This is a genomic window from Halomonas sp. 3F2F, from assembly GCF_014897805.1.
Lineage (GTDB): Bacteria > Pseudomonadota > Gammaproteobacteria > Pseudomonadales > Halomonadaceae > Vreelandella.
In genome coordinates this window covers 2359-5919 of record NZ_JABUZE010000147.1, presented here as the reverse complement: position 1 = coordinate 5919, position 3561 = coordinate 2359, and the positions used below count along the sequence as shown (strand labels likewise).

Here is a 3561-nt window from a genome sequence, read left to right as displayed (position 1 = left end):
TGGGATAGCGTGGCGGCGTTTTTCCCCGCCACCGGCAGCACGCCAATCCGTGGCATTAACCTGATTGAGTTTAATGACGATGATCCTGAGCGCTTGGCAGAACGGGTGCAGGCGTTCACGGACCATTTGAGCCAAGACCCCACGGTAGCGCGCTTAGGTTACACCCTGGCCGAAGGCCGTCCGCAGATCCAAAAAGTTTACGCCATGCGCAAACGCTCGGTGGGCTTGCTGGGCAATGTGCAGGGCGAAAAGCGCCCAATTGCGTTTGTCGAAGATACCGCCGTACCACCGGAGCACTTGGCTGACTTTATTAGTGAGTTTCGCGCCGCGCTGGATGCCCGCAAGCTCTCCTACGGTATGTTTGGCCATGTCGATGCGGGGGTACTACACGTGCGCCCGGCGCTGGATATGAAAGATCCCGAACAGGAAAAACTGATTCGTGAGATTTCTGATCAAGTGGCTGACCTGACCCAGAAGTACGGCGGGCTGTTATGGGGCGAGCATGGCAAGGGCGTGCGTTCGGAGTACGGCCCCAAATTCTTTGGCGAGCTGTATCCCAGCCTACAGCGCGTTAAAGCCGCGTTTGATCCGCATAACCAGCTAAACCCCGGCAAGATTGCGTCGCCCGCTGAAGGCAGCGAATTAATCGCCAAAGACAGTGACCCTGAGCTATTAACGGTTGATGGCGTTACCCTGCGCGGTCAGTTGGATCGCACCATTGATGAGCGGGCGTGGCAGGCCTACGACGCGGCGGTGTACTGCAACGGCAATGGCGCCTGCTACAACTATGATGTTGATGACCCCATGTGCCCTTCCTGGAAGGCCACTCGTGACCGCGTGCATTCGCCCAAAGGCCGTGCCAGCTTGATGCGTGAGTGGCTGCGTCTGCAGTCCCAGGCAGGGATCGATGTGGTGGAAGAGTCGCGCAAAAAGAAAGCCGAAAACGGCTGGGGCTTTATCAAAAGCTTTCCGCTACGCGTCGCCAATACGCTCAGCCGCAAACAACACCACGACTATTCTCACCAAGTTTACGATGCCATGGCGGGCTGCTTGGCGTGTAAATCCTGTGCCGGCCAGTGCCCAATTAAGGTCAACGTGCCGCAGTTCCGTTCGCAGTTTTTAGAGGTCTACCACGGCCGCTATTTACGCCCGCTGCGCGATTACATCATCGGCGGCACCGAGTTTATGTTGCCCACGCTTGCCAAGGTGGCGCCGCTGTATAACGCCCTACTCAACCAGCGCTGGGTCGATAGCCTAATGCGTAAAGGGCTGGGAATGAGCGACTCCCCGCAGCTTTCCCGCGCCAGCGTGAAAAAACAGCTGCGCGCCTGGGGCGTGGCCGAAGCCACGCCCACCTCGCTTGCGCTGCTGACTGAACAGCAGCGTGCCAACAGCGTAATCATTGTCCAGGACGCCTTCACCAGCCACTTTGAAGCCAAGCTGGTGTTGGATGTGGTGGAACTACTGTCGCGGCTCAACCTGCGGGTGTTCGTGATGCCATTTTCTGCCAACGGCAAACCGCTGCAAGTGCAGGGCTTTTTAGGTGCCTTTGAGCGCACGGCGGAAAAACAGGCCAAGCGCCTGCGGGCGTTGGCAGAGTTCGACGTACCCATGGTGGGGATCGACCCGGCGATGACGCTGACCTATCGCCAAGAGTACGTCAAAGCCCTGGGCCGTGAACAAGTACCCAACGTGCTGATGCTGCAAGAGTGGCTGGCCACCCGTATTAACACGCTAGCGCCTCGCCAGCTGAACCTAACCGATCCTGGCTTTAAGCTGCTTTCCCACTGCACCGAAAAGACCAACGCCCCAGGCAGCCCCAAAGCCTGGCAGCAGGTGTTTGCGGCATTTGGTTTAGAGCTTGAGCTGATGGCGACCGGCTGCTGCGGTATGTCCGGCACCTACGGCCATGAAACCCGTAATGTCGCAACCTCGAAAACCATTTATGCCCAATCCTGGCAGCCTCAGGTGGAAGCCGAGCAAAACACGGGCAAACTGCTAGCCACCGGCTACTCCTGCCGCAGCCAGGTGAAACGCTACTCAGCGCAAACTTTGCCACACCCGCTTCAGGCGCTGTTGGCGCTATTGACGCCGGTGTCTCATCCTTATCCCAACAATATGCAAGAGAGAGCAACGAAATGACTCAGCCGAGCCTTCTTTCAACCAACGAAGTGCGTGACCGTTTCTCTAAGGCAATGTCGGCCATGTATCAAGCCGAAGTGCCGCAGTACGGCACGCTGCTCGAACTTGTCGAGCGCGTTAACCAAGAAACACTTAGTCAACAGCCTGAACTGCATCGCCGCCTAGAAGCGCAGGGCGAATTGGCCCGTTTGAGCGTAGAACGCCACGGGGCTATTCGCGTGGGAACTGCTGCAGAGCTTGCCATGCTGCGCCGCCTGTTTGCTGTGATGGGTATGTATCCGGTGGGCTATTACGACCTTTCAGAAGCGGGCGTGCCGGTTCACTCAACCGCCTTCCGGCCTATCGACGATGATGCGCTGGCGATGAACCCTTTCCGTGTTTTTACCTCGTTACTGCGTTTAGAACTGATTGAAAGTGAGGCTCTGCGCCAGCGTTCGGAAGAGATTCTAGCCAAGCGCGATATCTTTACCTCTGGGGCGCGCGAACTTATTGAGCGTCATGAAACCCAGGGTGGCTTAACCAGCGAAGAAACCGACCAATTCGTCAAAGAAGCGCTGGAAACCTTCCGTTGGCACCAGGATGCGACGGTCGATCTGGAGACTTATCAGGCGCTCCATGATGAGCACCGCTTGATTGCCGACGTGGTGTGCTTCCGTGGGCCGCATATCAATCACCTGACGCCGCGTACTCTGGATATCGACGAAGCACAGCGCCGCATGCCGGAGATGGGCATGAACCCCAAAGCGGTCATTGAAGGGCCGCCACGTCGTGAATGCCCCATTTTGCTGCGCCAGACCAGCTTTAAAGCATTGGAAGAATCAATCCGCTTTGCTGGTGACGCGCAAGGTACTCACACCGCTCGCTTTGGCGAAATTGAGCAGCGTGGCGTAGCACTAACACCAAAAGGCCGTGCGCTTTATGACCAGTTACTTACTGAAGGCCGCAAGCAAACCGCAGGGTTGGATAACGACGCCCACCAAACGGTTATGCAAAACGTCTTTGCCAAGTTCCCTGATAACGACGAGGCCATGCGCCGTGAGGGGCTAGCGTATTTTCAGTATCATCTGACCGAGAAAGGTCAGGCCGCTAAAGACGTTGGCAATGCCGATATTGAGGCGTTAATCGCCCAGGGCCTGGTGGAAGCACAGCCGATTACCTATGAAGACTTTCTACCAGTGAGTGCGGCGGGTATTTTCCAGTCGAACCTGGGCGGTGCAGAGAGCGAAGCCTATGCTGGGAATGCCAATCGCGATGCCTTTGAAGAGGCACTGGGTGCCCAAGTGACCGATGAGTTGTCGCTTTACGCAGAACGTGAGAACACTTCTAAACACAAAGTCTTGAATAGACTATAAATAACGTCTAGCTGGGCGAGTCAGTATGCATTACGAAAAGCCTGCGATTTTTCGCAGGCTTTTTTAT

General features: G+C 56.4%; 2 protein-coding genes. Both read left to right on the top strand.

The features are described 5' to 3' along the window. Positions 1-2142 (top strand): FAD-linked oxidase C-terminal domain-containing protein (locus tag INT21_RS15725; RefSeq protein WP_193085435.1); only part of this gene is annotated, 2142 nt, incomplete at its 5' end. After that, entirely contained in the window at positions 2139-3494 is a 1356-nt protein-coding gene (gene hglS / locus INT21_RS15720) for a 2-oxoadipate dioxygenase/decarboxylase HglS (RefSeq protein ID WP_193068517.1), read from the top strand. The genes INT21_RS15725 and hglS, both read left to right, overlap by 4 nt. The last annotated feature ends 67 nt before the right edge of the window (positions 3495-3561 follow it).

Coding starts and splice junctions, on each gene's coding strand:
- hglS (WP_193068517.1), top strand. CDS start 2,139: ATGACTCAGCCGAGCCTTCTTTCAACCAACGAAGTGCGTGACCGTTTC.